The organism is Pseudomonas sp. MWU13-2100 (genome assembly GCF_023242365.1).
Lineage (GTDB): Bacteria > Pseudomonadota > Gammaproteobacteria > Pseudomonadales > Pseudomonadaceae > Aquipseudomonas.
Genome location: NZ_JALLIX010000029.1, coordinates 1 through 15,145 on the forward strand (window position 1 = coordinate 1; position 15,145 = coordinate 15,145).

Annotated in this window: 14 protein-coding genes and 2 pseudogenes; 9 read left to right on the forward strand and 7 right to left on the reverse strand. The window is 60.2% G+C overall.

Annotated elements, in window-relative coordinates; genetic code table 11:
- Window positions 1-370: carotenoid 1,2-hydratase (locus M5B99_RS19435; protein WP_248805553.1), on the reverse strand; the 370-nt coding region annotated here is incomplete at its 3' end.
- A gap of 488 nt (window positions 371-858) precedes the next feature.
- On the opposite strand from M5B99_RS19435, the gene M5B99_RS19440 reads away from it, so the two are divergent.
- Together M5B99_RS19440 and M5B99_RS19445 are read left to right on the forward strand one after the other, a co-directional pair.
- Complete coding sequence (locus tag M5B99_RS19440; protein ID WP_248805554.1) at window positions 859-1,161, forward strand: putative quinol monooxygenase; 303 nt, start codon at window positions 859-861, stop codon at window positions 1,159-1,161.
- Between the two features lie 619 nt (window positions 1,162-1,780).
- Window positions 1,781-2,299, forward strand: a complete 519-nt coding sequence (locus tag M5B99_RS19445; protein WP_248805555.1) for a GNAT family N-acetyltransferase — start codon at window positions 1,781-1,783, stop codon at window positions 2,297-2,299.
- Between the two features lie 80 nt (window positions 2,300-2,379).
- Here the strand turns inward: M5B99_RS19445 and M5B99_RS19450 are convergent, their stop codons facing one another.
- From M5B99_RS19450 to M5B99_RS30310, 3 genes and pseudogenes are all read right to left on the reverse strand, one after another.
- Window positions 2,380-3,957 carry a sensor domain-containing diguanylate cyclase gene (locus tag M5B99_RS19450; RefSeq protein WP_248805556.1) on the reverse strand — a complete coding sequence of 526 codons (1,578 nt, stop codon included), beginning with the start codon at window positions 3,955-3,957 and terminating at the stop codon, window positions 2,380-2,382.
- A 118-nt stretch (window positions 3,958-4,075) separates the two neighbouring features.
- Complete coding sequence (locus M5B99_RS30305; protein WP_412548747.1) at window positions 4,076-4,573, reverse strand: methyl-accepting chemotaxis protein; 498 nt, start codon at window positions 4,571-4,573, stop codon at window positions 4,076-4,078.
- A gap of 372 nt (window positions 4,574-4,945) precedes the next feature.
- Window positions 4,946-6,100: pseudogene (locus tag M5B99_RS30310) on the reverse strand (FIST signal transduction protein); the annotation flags it as partial.
- A gap of 319 nt (window positions 6,101-6,419) precedes the next feature.
- Between M5B99_RS30310 and M5B99_RS19460 the strand changes: the two are divergent.
- The 4 genes from M5B99_RS19460 (at window position 6,420) to M5B99_RS19475 (ending at window position 8,772) form a co-directional block, all read left to right on the forward strand.
- Complete coding sequence (locus M5B99_RS19460; RefSeq protein ID WP_248805558.1) at window positions 6,420-7,370, forward strand: 2-hydroxyacid dehydrogenase; 951 nt, start codon at window positions 6,420-6,422, stop codon at window positions 7,368-7,370.
- Window positions 7,371-7,389: 19 nt separating this feature from the next.
- Complete coding sequence (locus M5B99_RS19465) at window positions 7,390-8,007, forward strand: LysE family transporter (RefSeq protein ID WP_248805559.1); 618 nt, start codon at window positions 7,390-7,392, stop codon at window positions 8,005-8,007.
- 100 nt (window positions 8,008-8,107) lie between these two features.
- On the forward strand, window positions 8,108-8,356 hold the full coding sequence (locus tag M5B99_RS19470; protein ID WP_248805560.1) for a FitA-like ribbon-helix-helix domain-containing protein: 249 nt from the start codon (window positions 8,108-8,110) through the stop codon (window positions 8,354-8,356).
- Window positions 8,353-8,772, forward strand: a complete 420-nt coding sequence (locus M5B99_RS19475; RefSeq protein ID WP_248805561.1) for a type II toxin-antitoxin system VapC family toxin — start codon at window positions 8,353-8,355, stop codon at window positions 8,770-8,772. Before M5B99_RS19470 ends, M5B99_RS19475 begins: the two co-directional genes overlap by 4 nt.
- A 231-nt stretch (window positions 8,773-9,003) precedes the next feature.
- Here the strand turns inward: M5B99_RS19475 and M5B99_RS19480 are convergent.
- From M5B99_RS19480 to M5B99_RS19490, 3 genes and pseudogenes are all read right to left on the reverse strand, one after another.
- A pseudogene (locus tag M5B99_RS19480) lies at window positions 9,004-9,502 on the reverse strand (hypothetical protein).
- 85 nt (window positions 9,503-9,587) lie between these two features.
- Window positions 9,588-10,145, reverse strand: a complete 558-nt coding sequence (gene mug, locus M5B99_RS19485; RefSeq protein WP_248805562.1) for a G/U mismatch-specific DNA glycosylase — start codon at window positions 10,143-10,145, stop codon at window positions 9,588-9,590.
- 45 nt (window positions 10,146-10,190) lie between these two features.
- A complete protein-coding gene (locus M5B99_RS19490; protein ID WP_248805563.1) occupies window positions 10,191-10,814 on the reverse strand; it encodes a TetR/AcrR family transcriptional regulator in 624 nt (207 codons plus the stop codon).
- A gap of 251 nt (window positions 10,815-11,065) precedes the next feature.
- Between M5B99_RS19490 and M5B99_RS19495 the strand changes: the two genes are divergently transcribed.
- Genes M5B99_RS19495 through M5B99_RS19505 form a run of 3 tightly spaced genes read left to right on the forward strand, consistent with a single transcriptional unit; the run spans window position 11,066 to window position 15,139 of the window.
- Window positions 11,066-12,202, forward strand: a complete 1,137-nt coding sequence (locus tag M5B99_RS19495) for an HlyD family secretion protein (protein ID WP_248805564.1) — start codon at window positions 11,066-11,068, stop codon at window positions 12,200-12,202.
- On the forward strand, window positions 12,199-13,671 hold the full coding sequence (locus tag M5B99_RS19500; RefSeq protein WP_248805565.1) for a DHA2 family efflux MFS transporter permease subunit: 1,473 nt from the start codon (window positions 12,199-12,201) through the stop codon (window positions 13,669-13,671). Before M5B99_RS19495 ends, M5B99_RS19500 begins: the two co-directional genes overlap by 4 nt.
- A gap of 19 nt (window positions 13,672-13,690) precedes the next feature.
- A complete protein-coding gene (locus M5B99_RS19505; RefSeq protein WP_248805566.1) occupies window positions 13,691-15,139 on the forward strand; it encodes an efflux transporter outer membrane subunit in 1,449 nt (482 codons plus the stop codon).
- Window positions 15,140-15,145 lie beyond the last annotated feature (6 nt).

A 15,145-nucleotide genomic window follows, 5' to 3' on the forward strand; every position in this document is an offset into this window, starting at 1 on the left:
TCGGGTCAGCCTGTGGCGCTTTCATCGTCACACAGGACACGCCGTCGAGGCCTGTCTGTTTCACCCACCAGTCCTTGCTCGGGTCGCTTTCCGCCCAATCCTTGATACCCGGAATCAAGGAGGTCAGTTGATAGTGCTTCTGGTTCTCCACATCCGTCAGCATCACCTGGAAGAAGCCCAGCGGATAGAACGCTGCTGCGTTGATCTCAAAGCCGAAGACCCGCCCGCCTGCCTTGAGCGTGCCGGTATGCCACCACCATTCAGTCGGTGCGCCGACGTGCAGGTACTGGTCCTTGGGAAGGTGGAGGACCACTTCGGACGGGGGAATGGGAACAGGAACAGAAGGATGCGCAAGCTGCGATGACTTCATGATGTCGCCTCTCTCTATGGAAACCAGATGGTGGGTGTCGACCGCGCCTGTACCCGCGCACTGCTGTGCGCTTGTGCAGGAGAAAGAAATCTACTGTCAGCGAAGGCCGGGGCAACCCGGTTCGGCGGGGGAAGGGCTGTCAGGGCGAAGGAGGGGTGTCGCACACTCGAGGTGACACCTGGGCTGGTCATGTCTTCTTCCATGAAAGAGGAGCAGCGTGATTGGCCGGTTTTCGGGGCTGGGAGCTTCAAACGTCCTGGCCGATAAGGCTAGCTGAGAATTCTGAAGCTGCAATGTCAATTTGATGTCGTTGGTTATTAAGGGCTGAATGCCGAAAAGACATTGCCAGCATGACCCCCAAGGGCGAGTGCTACTTCGACCAGGCTTGCTGCACGGGCGCCAATCATGCTTTCCTGCCATGTCCGTCGGATCGGTGGCATTACCGCAATGTGCAATCAAACTTCTGAATACCAGCATGGGGCCTGTTTATGTCGAGTGAAGTGAAGCTGGTTGTTTTGATTTCCACGCAGGTAGGGCGAGGGCAGGCGCAGATTGATGCATTTGAAAAGCTTGCCCCACTGGTCAGAAATGAAGAGGGATGCCTGCAATACGATCTTCATCGGGTTGCTGGCAATGACGACCAGTTTGTTTTGATGGAGCGATGGGCATCGACATCAGCCCTGGCGGCTCATGACCTAACGCCTCATATGATTGCGGCGGGTACACACAACCCTACCTTCAGAGCTGGTCCCGCAACCGTTTTGCACCTTGGCCCAACGATTCCAGCCTAGCTGCGCGAGGGCTTGGGCCAATTTTGACGCGTTCCAGGGGCGAGCCTGCACGGCGGTTATGATGTATTGCGGATCGTTGAACCGCTCATAAGGACCTGACACTACCTGGCGTGCCGCTCAACGACATGATCAAACACTCTTTGGTCGCGGCTGAGCGGGCACGCGCCTATTTTTCATAAGACGTTATCAGTATTAGTTGGGTTGTAGGATGTTTTTGATGGTTGGTGGGTACCGATATTAAATCAAAACCACATTGTATTTTGAAATCACTTTTTTCTGGCTGCTATCGTCTTCTGCATATGGGAGCAGTTTCAATAAGCCCGTCACTTATGAGTTTGTATCCGATTGTAGTCATTTCTGACACATTTCTTCATGTTCTCTTGTGTCTGTTAGTGCATGCTGGAGCAACTTCCGTAATCCTCTTCTGAACGGCGGCACGCCACTTTCGCCGGCTCGAAAAGTTTCATGTTCGAAAGCTTGAGGGGGTTCATGGCATCAGCGAATATCGCCGGTCTCAGCTATACCCCTATATAGAGTCCTCAGACTCAACAGCCAGGAACTCGGCCTGACACCGCATGCCGGAACTTGACTTTCAATTCGCAGAAGAGGTTTCGCGTCTATGCAAGACAGCCATATCAGCATCAGGCCGCTGTCGGAGATCGATGCGCAACCGTACAGGGAAATCCGTCTTCGCGCGATTGTCGATGCCCCCTCCACCATGTGGCCAACGGCTGAGGAAGAGCTGGCGTGGCCCGTGGCGCAAACCGAGGCGCTGCTTCATGCCACTGTGCATGAGATTGTGTTCGGGGCCTTTGCCGGAGAACACCTGATAGGGGTCACCAGCCTGCACCGAGAGCCTGTTCGACAGGCCGAGCACACCGGCTTTGTCTGGGGCGTCTTTGTCGATCAGGCTTACCGCCGGCAAGGAACCGCCCGAAAACTCTTCGCAGCCGTAGTCGCCCAGGCCAAGGCGACTGGCGTCATTCAGCTTCATCTGTCCGTCAATACCGAGAATTTCGCCGCCAGCAACTTCTATCGTTCGCTCGGTTTCGAGTCCTTCGGCATCAAGCCGCGGGTGTTGTGGGTAGGCGGACGCTTTTATGACGAAGAGCAAATGGTGCTGCGCCTGGACGACTGACGGAGAGGTTTCGGGAACCGAGCCCCCCGCTGGAGGACAAGTGTGCCGAGCAAAGACCGCGTTGTCGGCACGGCACCCGTCTAGATTTTCTCGGGCAGCTCCGCTTCTTCCACCATCACACAGTTCCTGCCGTTCTGCTTGGCCCGATACAGCAGCTTGTCGGCCTTGTCGAATACCGCGGCGACGGACTCCTTCTCTGGCGTCCAGAGGGCAACGCCGAACGAAACCGTGATATGTCCGACCGTATCGATGGCTTCGTTCTCGATCGAGGCCCGAAGCCGTTCGGCCACTTCGGCCGCCGTCCTGAGCGAGCTGTCCGGCAGCAGCAGCACAAACTCCTCACCTCCCACCCGACAGGGCAAGTCGTTCGCCCGTGAGTTCTGTCTCATCAGGTCGGCGACGACGCGAAGGGTTTCATCGCCCGCAGCATGACCGAAGGTGTCGTTTACCCGCTTGAAGTGATCAATGTCCAGGGACACAACGGCGAATGAATGACCGGTTTCCTCCCAGAGCGTCAGCGCATCTTGCATGGCCCGGCGATTGGCCAGCCCGGTGAGCGCATCGCTTTGGGCCTGCCGGTTCAGCCGGCCGATCTTATCCTGTAGCAAACCGACGCTGAACAGCAGGGCGCGGCGGATTTGCCAGGCTTCGTTGAAAAAGGCCGAAACCGCACTGATGCGCTTATAGCTGTCAGGCGCATCCAGGCGTTTCGCATACCTGGCCAGCAGGGAAAGCGGGCTGGCTATCTTCGTCCCCGACCACCAGATAAGAACCAGCCCGAGCAGTCCCAGCGGCGCTATGCCCTTGCCGACCTTGGCCATCAGGTGATTCAGCGTGGCCAGGGTATTGTTGAGCGGCTGTTGTGAAACGACGCCCCAGCCGCTGCTGGAAACGGTTTCGAAGCCGGCAAGCATCTCGATGCCGTTGGCGTCGCGCGACTGGAGGCTACCGCTCTTGTTTTGCAAGACGGCATCCACGATGGGGTCATCTCCCACTGTGACGCCGATGTTGTCGGGCCGAGGGTGATAGAGCACACGACGTGTTTTGTCGACCAGATAAACATAGGCCCCATCATGACGGACATGCTGATCGACCAGGGTGTGCAAGGCGTTTTCCTGGTCGAGCCGGACGGTCCCGCCGATGAGGCCCAGGTATTCTCCCCTTGCGCCGAATACGGGATAGGAGATGAAGATCACGAGATTGCCGGCGATGGACTTGAATGAGTTGCTGATCTTCGGCTCGCGGCTTTGCAGGGGTTCTGTGTTGCGCAGCGTCTGGCCATTGATGCTCAGACTTTCTGGTGCCGATGCCACGACCGTGCCGGAGGCGTTGGCCATCAGGACGGAGTTGAAGCTGTTGTCCTGCTTCAGCAGTCGCAGGGCTTCGTCATCCAGGCGTCCCTGGTCGTTGAAACCCTTGCCGATGGCACTGGCGCTGTATTTGAGTTTGTCGATGTCTGAACTGAGGACTTGCTCGATACCGGCGGCGATTCGGGAGGCATAGTCCTTGTTGTTTTCGAGTGCGTGGGTGATCAGTTCCTGTTTCTGAACCTTGTAGATGACCCAGAAACTGTTGGCCAGGGTGGTGACTGCGGAGAGTAGTGCGATCAGCAGGATGAGTGTGCGCAGGTTAAGCGTGGGCTTTGGCCGGGTGGGCATTTGATGAGATCCGGATAGACATGGGAATACCTGTTGCGGTGCTGAAACAAGGGGGCGCTGGGCGCGCGTGGCTTACGCGGTCCCTGGCCCCCGGGTTCTGCTATTGCTGAGTGGACCTTCAACCGCGGCGCGTCAGCCCCGTTAGTGTATCGGCAATTGTCTTGGTCCGTCGCGAGGTCCCTTCGGTCATCTGGCCGGAGTCTTCCAGGGCGTCGAGCAAGCTGCGCAGGGTACCCACGGCCGTGGACTGGTCTTCGATCTGCACCGCCACTTTCTGGATCTCGGACGACAGCCGATCGATATCCACACCGATCTCCCCGGCATTCTTGCGGGTGATCTCCGCCAGTTTGCGCACTTCATCGGCCACCACGGCAAAGCCCCGGCCCATTTCGCCGGCCCGTGCCGCTTCGATGGCGGCGTTGAGGGCGAGCAGGTTGGTCTGGCCGGCGATCTGTTGGATCACCTGCACGATCGATTGGATGCGCAGGCTCGATTGAGCCAGCTCACGGGCGCCGCCGACCACTTCGTCGGCCTGGGAGGACAGGCCGTCGAAGGTCGAGCGCGCTTCGGCGGCGACGTCGTGTTGCCGGTCGATGGTGCTGGCCAAGTCGTCCATCGACAGGTGCAGTTCCTGGGAATAGTGCTGCAGCTCGCCGCTGATCTGTTCCTGATGGCGGTTGGCCTGGTCGAGCACCGCACCGAGGTCGGTCAGGCCGTGGAACACCGGTTGCAGGTTTTCATCCAGGCCACTCACATCCAGGGTGCTGGCGAAGTTGTTGTTCTTGAAGGCTTCGATCTGTTTGACCAGGACATGGTTGAGGCCGACCAGCTTCTTGATCTGGCGACGCAGGAAGAAGGCCTTGAATTCGCCGTAGTGGATCGGGAAGCGGTCGACGTAGTCATCCTCGAAGCTGGCGCCGTTGGTGACGCGGAAGAAGAAGATCGCGGTCAGGGTCTGGTTGAGGTTGAGCCCGAGAATCTCGCCGAAAGTGGAAAAGCCAATCAGTGGCACGTCGCCGAAGAGGCCGGTCATGGACCCCAGCTCCGTGGCGTTGTTGAGCCGGCGCAGGATGCAGTCGTTGAGGATACCGGCAATCGGCTGGCCGCCCTTGCCCTGCAGGAAGCGTTGGTAGTCGCTACGGGTGGCGTCGCGGATCGAGGTGCGTTTGACCATGAGCAGCTCTTCGCCCGGCGCCACGTCGCAGAACAGGTGCACCAGGCCTTGCTCCGGGTCGATGCGGGCGATGGAGCGGACGAACAGCTCCTGGCCCACGCGGATGGCGAAGGAGTAGTCGCCCAGGTGCTGCTCCAGTGCCTGCGGCGCGCATTTGAAGGCATCGGCCAGGGCCTGGACCATGGTCTTGATATTGCCCTGGGCGTCGATGACCTGGTGAATGGTGCGATCTTCCAGGGACGCGGTCAGGACGCTGAAGGTCAGCGTCGAGGGTTGGAAGTTCTGGCTTTTGAACACGCCGAAACGGATACCGGGCGGGCACTTGAGAAAGACGATCTGGGCGTGGTTCTCGTAGCTGCGGTTGCCGTCATGGATCAGGGTTTTCTTGAAGTCGCCCTTGCCGCCCGCCGAGCCGCCAACGAACAGGCAAGGGAAGCGACCGGATTCGTAAAGGGCTTCCATGAAGAAGGATTCGGACGCCGACAGGCCATCGAAGAGGATGTAGGCCAAGGTGTCACGCTGGTCGATGGGGGTGCGCACTTGCGCCGCCTTGAGGTTTTGTACGAGGCGGGAGATGCGCTCGCGCATGCTGATGCGTTTGCCGTCGCCGCGGATGTCGGTGCACTCCAGGGACACCATGGCAATTTCGGCGCTGGCGATCACGCTGCGGTCGAACAACTGCAGCACGATCCGGTCCCAGCGTTCGCCGGTAGGGCAGTAGAGCTGGCTGTCTGTGCTGCTGAGTTCTCCGGAGGTGGTACAGAGGCTGATGATGCAGCTTGGGAAACGCTGGCGGACCGTGCGGGCGATCTGGTCGAGGTCCAGGTGCGGGGACACGAAGCCGCTGATAAATACCGGCTCCAGACGAACCGCCTGCAGCTTGGCCTGGAGTTCACTGGCGGTACTGAGCACGCTGTGGGTGCCTGAGGAAGAGGAACGGGTCCGGTTGAGCAAATGAGAGAGATTCATCAAGGACTACCTCAAGGTAAACCGCAGATTGTTATTGTGGATAACAGCGGTCCATTGCTGTCGGGGCGCTTGCAGGGCTTGGTGACGTTGATTTGAGCGTAGCCCGTGCAACCCGTGCTGTTCAGCGTGATATCAATATGATTTCGGGTTTTGATTTTGATCAATGAAACCGATTAGGCCGATTGTGCCAATGGTCGTTGCTGACACCACACTGCCCATCTGCTCGAGCGAAGAGGGGGCAGGTCGCTTGCAACGAATCATGTAGTCTATGGGGCGGAACGTTTCCCACTCGCGCGGGCTAAATCAGGAGTACCTGGCCATGGTTCGAGATCTCCTGGTTCTGATCGAGCTGGCTCCCGAGAGTCTTGCTCGCCTGGAAGCTGCCGGCTTCAGGGCGCACGTGGCGTTCTCCACTGAAGCGAAGGTCAACACCCTCAAGAGCATGGGCCCTGAGATTCAAGCCGTTCTGACAAACGGGTCTACAGGACTCTCGGCCGTTGAAATGGCCGCTCTACCTCAACTGAAGATCATCTGCGCCCAGGGCGCGGGCTACGAAAAAATCGATCTGATTGCGGCTCGTGCGCGTGACATCGTCGTAACCCATGGTCCCGGCACCAACGATGCCTCGGTCGCTGACCATGCGCTCGCACTGTTGATGGCTATTGTCAGAGGTATTCCCCAGGCGGATGCCGCAGTCCGTCACGGTCGATGGTCTCAATCCAGGCAGCCAAGGCCCATGCTCTCGAAAAAGAAGCTGGGGATTCTGGGGCTGGGCAATATCGGTCAGCAGATTGCCCGGCGCGCTGTCGGCGGGTTCGAGATGTCGGTGGGGTATCACAGTCGTCATCCTCGACCCGACTCACCCTTTACCTATTTTGATACGCCGGTAGCCTTGGCCGGCTGGGCCGATTTCCTGATCGTCGCCACCCCCGGCGGTGCCGGTACATTTCATCTGGTCGACGCCGCGGTACTGAAGGCCCTTGGCCCCAACGGTTATCTGGTCAATATCGCCCGCGGTAGCGTTGTGGACACGGTTGCGCTTATTGCTGCACTGACAAACCGGGACATTGCCGGGGCGGCACTGGATGTCGTGGAAGGTGAGCCGGATGTGCCGGTGGAATTCACTAATCTGGATAACTTGATCCTGACGCCGCATATCGCCGGGCGATCACCGGAGGCCGTCGCTGCCACGGTGCAATTGGTCATCGATAACTTGAAGGCGCATTTTTCCGGACATCCCGTCCTGACACCGGTGCCATTGGTTCAATAGGATTTTCAGAGGATTGGCTATGGCGCAATTGTTGGCGGTGATCTCCATTACCCTATTGGCTGTCATCAGCCCTGGCCCGGACTTCGCCATGGTCACGCGCAACAGCCTGATGTTGTCACGTCGGGCGGGTGTGCTCACGGCCTTGGGCATAGGGTTGGGCGTGCTGGTCCACGTCAGCTACACGCTGGTTGGCCTGGGCCTGCTGATCCAGCAGTCGTTGTGGCTGTTCAACAGCATCAAGCTGGCCGGGGCGGCCTACCTGATCTGGTTGGGTGTGAAGATGTTGCGGACCCGGCCCAGTGGCGCGCTGGCCGCGAGTGCTGTTGCACCGCTATCGGATTTTGCCGCACTGCGCACGGGTTTCCTGACCAATGTCCTCAACCCGAAGACGACGATTTTTATCATCAGCCTGTTCATGCAGGTGGTCCGTGCCGATACGCCGCTGACCGTGCAGATCGGCTACGGGGCTTTTATCTCGGGGGCGCATATGGCCTGGTTCAGCGTGGTTGCCTTGTGCTTTTCGGCTAGCGCCGTGCGCGAACGGTTGCTGGCTGTGCGGCATTGGATCGACCGTGCGTTCGGCGGGTTGCTGGTGGGCTTCGGTATTTTGCTGGCGGTTGCCAGAGGGGCACGCTGAGGTGCTTGGGGTTGCAGGATTCATCCAAGATCCTATAGAAATTGCCCTGATTGCAATCAATGCTTAAAATGCACTCATTGATGAGTGATGGAGGTATGCCATGGCCAGCATGACGATTCGTAATGTTGATGAACAATTAAAGGCGCGTTTGCGAGTGCAAGCGGCGTTGCATGGTCGCTCCATGGAGGAGGAGGCTCGCGATATCCTGCGTTCGGCATTGTCAGTCGTATCTGGGCGCTCCGGTTCGCTAGTCGAGGCCATTCGTGCACGGATCGAACCTTTAGGTGGCGCGGATTTGGACATTGCCCCACGCGAGGCGATGCGGGAGCCACCGGATTTCGACGCATGATCATTCTGGATACCAATGTCCTGTCCGAAATAATGCGACCCGTTCCGGCAACTGGGGTCATGAAGTGGTTACAGATGCAACCACGAGCCTCAATGTTTACCACCACGATGACTCGTGGTGAGATCCTTTATGGGGTGCGTCTCATGCCAGAAGGGGCGCGACGTGACCGCTTGTGGGATATTGCTTTGGATATTTTCAATATCGACTTTGCCGGGCGCTTGCTTGGGTTCGACAGTGATGCGGCGGATGCCTTTGCTGAGATATCAGCATCGCGCCGCCATGCAGGTTCACCCATCAGTCAATTTGATGCAATGATCGCGGCAATGGCATGTTCGCGTGGGGCAATATTAGCGACCCGCAATATCAAGGATTTTATCGGTTGTGGCGTTGATGTCGTAAACCCTTGGGACTGCTAGATATTGTTTTGAGTCCCCGCCGCCAACCATGGATAGCGGGCCGTCCTGCTGATTTATGCGTGATTTGGGATCGGGTGTGGAGCAAGGCCTAATAACGTTAGTTACGATATTGGCTTCGCCTCCCACCAGAACGCCATGCCTTTGGTGCGTGTGAGTGTCTGGAATCAGGGCGAAAGAGGGGCGATGAGCACCCGATCGGTTCCGCTGATCATCTCGAGTGCCGCGACATAACTATTGGTCCGGGCGACAATCTGCCGAGTAATGCTTCGGGTTGAACCGGGACCATCACGATCATCGCGGCCATCACCGCCGTCAGCGACCACCAGGCCCACTCGAAGCTGCCCAGCCGGTCGCGAATCACCCCGGCCATCAGCGGCGAGAGGCCGGCGATCAGATAGCCGATCCCTTGTACGAAGGCGGTCAGGCCGCCGGCACGACGCGGGTTATCCAGGTGGTCGAGGGCGAGATCAGGCTCAAAGGACAGGACGATGGTGCGGTGTTCACCGAAGCGCTGGGCGATACGCATCCCGAGGAACATCGCCAGGCCCATTGCGATGACCGGCAGCATGGTCAGCAACGAAGCGGCGCTGAAACTCAAGGGGATGTTCCCGCGAATCGCCGATAGCAAGGGCCCGACCGCGGCCATCGAGGGTCGCAGATTGAGGGCGACCAACACCACACTGACCATCAGCCATGCGGCGCGGGTGCTTGAGGCTCGTACATTGTCCATAGGTGAGCCTTGGTTGGCAAAGCTCTGATTAGGCCGTCGCGGCTGGGCAGGTGCAATTTGATAAATAGGCCGGGGTATCGAGAAATTAGGACTCGGTATTTTCCTGGGCCGAGAGCGGCCAGGAATGTGGCTGGATTTCACCGGCTGCCGAGCGGAGTTGGTGGTAGGCAACGACCAGTTGATCAAGGCTGAACGCACGATTGCGCCCGCTGGGGTTGGGCAGGACCCAGACCGCGGCATTGCCAAAGGTTTTTGACTGCGGCCCCCAGGCTACGTCTCGTTGGTCGGATAACCCGCAGTATGCGGCCTTGCCGAGAAAGGCCACGAAGCGTGGCGCATGGCGGGTGATCTTTTGTTCAAAGTCCGTGGCGATAGCGCTGAATTCAGCGGCGGACAACTGATCCGCGCGCGCCGTGGGCCGTTCAACCACGGCGGTCAATCCACACCGGTATTGCAGGATCGTTCGATCGTTTTCCGGGCGGATTTCCTCCTGGGTGAAACCGGCCAGATGCAGCGTGCGCCAGAAACGATTGTTTCTGCCCGCAAAGTGATGCCCCTGGGCGGCCGCCATCAGCCCCGGATTGATGCCGCAGAAAATCACCGCGAGGTGTTCATCCAGAATGTCTTCGAGTCTTTCAGCCACCCCGCACCTCACAGGCCCGGCGGCTGTCGGGCGCCTTATTCGCACTCATCCGCAGATCACCTTGACCGCGTTGCCTGCCAGCGTCGTCAGTTCCGCCCGGGACTTACCCGCCCGGGCCCGTATCGAAAGGCTATGCAGCAGGGATGAGGCAAGTACGGCAAGGGCGGCCGGGTCGGCATCGGCTTCCAATTCACCGGCGTCGACGGCCAGGCGCAGGCGCGCTTCGAGATCGGCGTCGAGTTGGCTCAGACGATCAGCCAGCAGGTCGCGTATTTCGGAGTCTTCGGCAGCCTCGGTGGTGGCGGTGCCAATCACAAAGCAACCGCGAGGCTGACCGTCCCCCGAGAAATAGATCGACAACTGCCCCTCGTAGAACCCCAGCAACGCCTCGCGCAGGGTCAGCGTGCTGTCCGTCAGTGCCGCGTGCACGGCAGCCGAGGCCTGCGCCCAATACTGCTCGAAGGCCTTGATGTAGAGGGCGTGTTTGTCGCCGAACGCCGCATAGAGACTGGGGCGGTTCATGCCGGCCGACGTGGCGATGCTGTCCAGCGACGCGCCGGAATAGCCCGTGCTCCAGAAAACCCCAAGCGCCTGCTGCAGTGCAGTCTGCGGGTCATAGGCGCGGGGCCGGCCACGGCCCTTGGCCTCGGTGACTTTATTTTGTGCCATTCTGTATAAAAATCCTTGAGTGGAGGTCGCTGTGGGGATATTCTTACATCATCGCACAAAATTAAGGAACCAGAAGTTCCTGACTCTCAGGTTTGTTGTGGCGGAGCTCGATGCGGGTGGTGCTGCGATTGAACAGGTGCGCTGGAGCAACCCTCCAGGCCGCGCATGGACTGCTTTCTCATAGCAACTATTGATCTTGGGGCCGCCAGCGATTCGCGGGCCCGAGTTCCCGGTTAAAGGTGCATTCGATCATGACCCAACAGTTCGACATCCCCGCTTCACAGAGCTTCGAGCACCCAGGGCCGAACCCGGCCGGCGGGCTTATCCGCAAACCGCTCAGGGAGCGGCTGCGGCCACTGTTGATGGTCGGTGTCCCGGTGCTGTTCGCCGCAGTCGGGTATGCCCGCTATCTGGCCGGCGAGCCTTATGTCACCACCGATAACGCCTACGCCCGGGTGGCGAAGGCCTCGGTCAATGCTCGGGTCTCCGGGCAAGTGGTGGAAATCGCCGTCGAGGACAACCAACCGGTGCGCAAGGGCCAGGTGCTGTTTCGGATCGATCCGCAGCCGTTGCAGATCGCGGTCAACCGGGCCGAAGCCCAGTTGAGCGTGGCGCGCCTGCGTATCCAGGGACTCAAGGCCAACTACCGCCAGCAGCAGGCTGAGCTGCAATCGGCGAGGGAGTTGGCCGGCTTCGATCAAAAGGAGTTCGCCCGCAAGCAGGCATTGCTGGCCACCGAGTTTGTCTCGCGCGCCCTTTATGAGCGTGCCGATACCGACCTCAAAGTGGCACGGCAACACGTGGCATCCATCGAACAACAGATCGCCAGCACGGTGGTCGCGTTGAACGGCAATCCGGATATCGAGGTCGATAGCCATCCGGCGATTCGCGAGGCCAAGGCCCAACTCGACGAGGCGCGGCTCTACCTCTCGTACGCCACGGTGTATGCGCCGGACGATGGCATCGTCGCCAAGGTCGACGATTTGCAGGTGGGCAACCATGTCAGCAGCGGTGCGCCGGCTTTTGCCCTGCTGTCCCGGCGGGTCTGGGTCGAGGCCAACTTCCGTGAAACGGAGGTGAGCCATATGCATCCGGGCCAGGCTGCGACGATCCGTATCGATACCTATCCGGGTCACGCCTTCAAGGCCCACGTGACCAGCATGAGCCCTGGGGCCGGCGCGGATTTCGCCCTGCTGCCGCCGGAAAATGCCACCGGCAACTGGGTCAAGGTGGTCCAGCGGGTTCCGGTTCGACTCGAACTCGATCAGGCCGATCCCGATCTGCCGCTGTTTTCCGGCACCAGCGCCACGGTCAGGGTCGATACCGGCTATCGCTCGCCCTGGTGGCAACCGCTCAAGGCGCTGTTGACCGCGGGGACTGATCAATGAACGGCAACCCCGGAAAGGAGGGCGCGCGCGCGCTCAGGCTTGCCGCGCTGTTCGTGACCTATATGCAGTCTGCCAGCCTGCCGCTGCCGAATGCGATGCTCAGATTTATCCAGGGCGCCTTGTCGATGAGCGACGACCAGGCAGGTTGGGTCTTCACTTCGTATCTGGCGGCGAGCGCGATTACTCTGCCGATGGCGCAGTGGCTCGCCGGCCGCTACGGCTTGAAGGTGGTGTATCAGGCCGCGATAGCCTGCTTTGTCCTTGGCTTGTTGCTCGCAACCCAGGCAACGACGCCGTTGGGGTTTGTCGGCGCACGGATTATCCAGGGCGCCGCGAGCGGTGTCTTGGCACCGCTGTCGATGGCCATTGCCATGGAGACGTTGCCGCCGGCACGACGTGGGAGATTTGGCCCGAGGTGGACGGCCATTGTGCTGCTGGGCATCGTCAGTGGCCCGAGTCTCGGCGGCTGGCTCGGTGAGCTTTACGGTTGGCGCTCGATCTTCTACATCAGCGTTCCCCTGTCGGTCTTGATCTTCCTCGTGGTGACGTTGTTGCTGGAGGAGAAAAGGGCCGAGCAACGTCCGCCCTTTGATTTCTTCGGCTTCGGCAGCTTCACGCTGGGCATGATCGGGCTGCAGATGCTGCTCGATCGCGGTGAACGCCTTGAGTGGTTTGCTTGCGCGGAAATCTGCCTGGAAGCCGTGGCCTGTGCCCTGGGGTTGTATCTGTTCGTGGTGCATGCGCTGACCGCGAAGGTGCACTTCCTCAGCAAGGGGTTGTTCCGGGACCGCAACTTCGTGCTGTCGACCGTGATGTTTTTCGCCCTCGGTTTTGTGCTGTTGTCGACCATGGCGCTGACCTCGCCGATGTTGGATGAACTGCTCGGCTTCCCGCCGGATACCACGGGTTATCTGACGATACCGCGGGGTGTCGGGCTGCTCGCTGCCTTCCTGCTGATGGACCGTGTTCCCGAGCGTCTCGACCGCCGCCTCTTCGTGGCCCTGGGGATCGCCGTGGTGATCTATGCCAACTGGCTGATGCTCGGTTATTCGCCGTTGATGGATTGGTGGCCAGTGGCGCTTGCCGGTGCGCTGCAGGGCGCGGGGCTCGGGGTGTTGATGCCGGCGCTGAGCAAGGTGGCGTTCAGTACCCTGGACCCGAAGCTGCGCGCGGAAGGCACTGGTTTTTTCAATCTGGCCCGGGTCTACGGCAGCACGCTCGGCGTGGCGGTGGTGCAAGCCTGCTTCTTCAACAACACGCAGGCAATGCACCAGGCACTGGCCAGTCATCTGACCGCGTATCGGCTGGCGGCAGCAACGTCCTTGCCGGCGCTGGGCGCGCTCAACGAAATGATCACCGGCCAGGCGGCCTTCATCGCCATCATCGACCAGTTCAAGATTTTGATGTGGGCGATGCTGGTGGTGGCTCCATTGGTGGTGTTTCTTCGCAAACCCGTTCCGACCAACTAGTTTTCGTGGAGTCTGGCAAATGAAAGCCAATATGTTCGTCCTCGACAGACCGCTGTTGCCTATGATGGTCGGTGCGCTGTCGGCGGTTCTGTTCCTGTCGGCCTGTACCGTCGGGCCTGATTACCAGGCACCGGTGGCCAGCCTGTCGCAGCACTATGACCAACAGGCCGAGTCGGGACTGGGGCGCAGCGGCAAGATTGACCTGGGCAAGAAGGCCGGCGGTGACTGGTGGTCGGCTTTTCAATCGGCGAAGCTCGACCAGGTTGTCCGGCGGGCCATCGACGGTAATCTTGAACTGGTGGTGGCGGATGCCACCCTGCGGCAGGCAGCTTCGTCCGTGCTTGCCGCGCAGGGGGCGCTGTATCCGCAGGTCGACTTTGCCGCCCAGGGCGGTCGCCAACGGGTCCACACCGGCGCCCAGCCTTCGGTGGCCAACTTCTACAGTGTCGGGCCACAGGTCAGCTTTGACCTTGATGCCTTCGGCGCTAACAAGCGGCGGGTCGAACAACAAGCCGCCCTGGTCGATTTTCAGACGCATCGCTACGAGGCCGCGTACCTGACCCTGACCGGCAACGTCGCCAGCCAGGCGCTGCTGGTTGCCTCTGCCAACGCGCAGATGGCCGCGGTCGGGAAACTGCTGGCCAATGGTCGCCGAAATCTCGAACTGGTGCGCATGGCCCGTCTCAACGGCAGCACCACGCAGATCGACGTGGCGCTGGCCGAGACGCGGCTGGCGCAGGATCGCACGCTGCTGCCGCCGTTGGCCCAGCAACGAGATGCGGCACGCCATGCGCTGTCGATTCTGGCTGGAAAAGGCCCGGCCGACTGGATCGCGCCTGACTTCGACCTGGCCGAATTTGCCTTGCCCTCCAGCGTGCCCGTCAGCCTGCCCTCGGAAATGGCCCACGAGCGGCCCGATATCCTGCAAGCGGAGGCTGACTTGCATATGGCCAGCGCCGCCGTGGGTATCGCGACCGCGAACCTTTATCCCCATGTGGTGCTTTCCGCGTCGCTCGCGCAGGCCGCTTCCGGCAATGGCGGCGCGGCACTCTGGGGCTTGGCGGCGGGGCTGGCGGGGCCGATCTTCGATGGCGGGACGCTCAAGGCTGAACGCCAGGCGGCCGTCGACGGTTACCGGGCGTCCCTCGCCAGCTACCAGCAGACGCTCATCCAATCGTTCGGCCAGGTCGCCGACACCTTACAGGCCATCAACCATGACGAGCAGGAAAGTCTCGCCCAAGGCGACGCGTTAAGCGCCGCCGAAACCAGCGTGCGCTTGAACCAGCAAGCCTACGCGCAAGGCGAGAACAGCGTTCTTCAAGTGCTGGAGGCCGAACGTGCCTATCAACAGGCGCTGTTGGGACAGATCCGGGTGAAGACCGCGCGCTATCTCGACACGGTGCGCTTGTTCGTCGCGCTCGGCGGTAATTGCGTCGGTGTCCTTGAGCAAAAAGTGGCGGCTCGCTAAGAGCGG

Excerpts from the sequence above, each read along its gene's own strand:
- M5B99_RS19440 (WP_248805554.1), top strand. The coding sequence starts at position 859 with ATGTCGAGTGAAGTGAAGCTGGTTGTTTTGATTTCCACGCAGGTAGGG.
- M5B99_RS19445 (WP_248805555.1), top strand. The coding sequence starts at position 1,781 with ATGCAAGACAGCCATATCAGCATCAGGCCGCTGTCGGAGATCGATGCG.
- M5B99_RS19450 (WP_248805556.1), bottom strand. The coding sequence starts at position 3,957 with ATGCCCACCCGGCCAAAGCCCACGCTTAACCTGCGCACACTCATCCTG.
- M5B99_RS30305 (WP_412548747.1), bottom strand. The coding sequence starts at position 4,573 with ATGGACGACTTGGCCAGCACCATCGACCGGCAACACGACGTCGCCGCC.
- M5B99_RS19460 (WP_248805558.1), top strand. The coding sequence starts at position 6,420 with ATGGTTCGAGATCTCCTGGTTCTGATCGAGCTGGCTCCCGAGAGTCTT.
- M5B99_RS19465 (WP_248805559.1), top strand. The coding sequence starts at position 7,390 with ATGGCGCAATTGTTGGCGGTGATCTCCATTACCCTATTGGCTGTCATC.
- M5B99_RS19470 (WP_248805560.1), top strand. The coding sequence starts at position 8,108 with ATGGCCAGCATGACGATTCGTAATGTTGATGAACAATTAAAGGCGCGT.
- M5B99_RS19475 (WP_248805561.1), top strand. The coding sequence starts at position 8,353 with ATGATCATTCTGGATACCAATGTCCTGTCCGAAATAATGCGACCCGTT.
- M5B99_RS19490 (WP_248805563.1), bottom strand. The coding sequence starts at position 10,814 with ATGGCACAAAATAAAGTCACCGAGGCCAAGGGCCGTGGCCGGCCCCGC.
- M5B99_RS19495 (WP_248805564.1), top strand. The coding sequence starts at position 11,066 with ATGACCCAACAGTTCGACATCCCCGCTTCACAGAGCTTCGAGCACCCA.
- M5B99_RS19500 (WP_248805565.1), top strand. The coding sequence starts at position 12,199 with ATGAACGGCAACCCCGGAAAGGAGGGCGCGCGCGCGCTCAGGCTTGCC.
- M5B99_RS19505 (WP_248805566.1), top strand. The coding sequence starts at position 13,691 with ATGAAAGCCAATATGTTCGTCCTCGACAGACCGCTGTTGCCTATGATG.